This window comes from Enterococcus sp. E4-150 (assembly GCF_035726465.1).
Taxonomy (GTDB): Bacteria; Bacillota; Bacilli; order Lactobacillales; family Enterococcaceae; genus Enterococcus_B; species Enterococcus_B faecium.
Genome location: NZ_JAPRGK010000045.1, coordinates 1 through 770, shown reverse-complemented (window position 1 = coordinate 770; position 770 = coordinate 1). Strand labels below are relative to the sequence as shown.

Here is a 770-nt window from a genome sequence, read left to right as displayed (position 1 = left end):
ATTGGAGCTGTCCTTATGGACCTTCATGACGAATGGCTCAGTTCTACAAGAAAATATATTAAGTTTGATCAATGAGAGACCGGTAAAACATTGTATAGTATTTTACACAGGATTATGGACTTGACTGTTTATTTTTTCATCAAATTTTATGTTAGGCGGAATAATAATAGAATGCGATTGTATGTAATTGTTCTAAAATTCATATCTATAAATCTAAAAAAAAAAAAGTATCTATATCATAGAATAAAAAAATCTATGATATAGACACTCTAATCTGTTTTATGCTCTTAAAAGCTACATTATCCAATAGAAAAAATTAAAATAATAAAATATATAACAGGGAATATATTAATAATAGCAGCTATAATGGAGATTATTCTAAATAATGAAGAAGAACAATTTTTTATATTAATAATAGAAGCAATTGCTCCAAATCCACCCAAAAACAATCCAAATAACGTTTGCCATTCAAAAATATAAATATTAGAAAGTAAAATAATATTGACTCCTACACCTAGCAACAAAACTAACACTGATACATACCTTGCCATTAATATCACCTCCATTTATCTAACATGTTATATTAAATAAACAATATACATCAAGAAACCAAGCAATATTTTTTTCAATTTCAATATATATATTGAGAGTGTAAAATATTTTGTGTAAATAGAAAAAAGGAAGTCCCTTCTGTAGAATAGAGTTACCACAACACATTCACAGAAAAGAGGACTTCCATATGAACGATTTTACTACAGAAATTCTAAAGA

Annotated in this window: 1 protein-coding gene; it reads right to left on the bottom strand. The window is 26.4% G+C overall.

The genetic code is table 11. The annotated features are described in order from the left end of the window. Nucleotides 1–299: 299 nt before the first annotated feature. On the bottom strand, nt 300–551 hold the full coding sequence (locus OZ002_RS13290; RefSeq protein ID WP_010721990.1) for a hypothetical protein: 252 nt from the start codon (nt 549–551) through the stop codon (nt 300–302). Nucleotides 552–770 lie beyond the last annotated feature (219 nt).

Excerpts from the sequence above, each read along its gene's own strand:
- OZ002_RS13290 (WP_010721990.1), bottom strand. The coding sequence starts at position 551 with ATGGCAAGGTATGTATCAGTGTTAGTTTTGTTGCTAGGTGTAGGAGTC.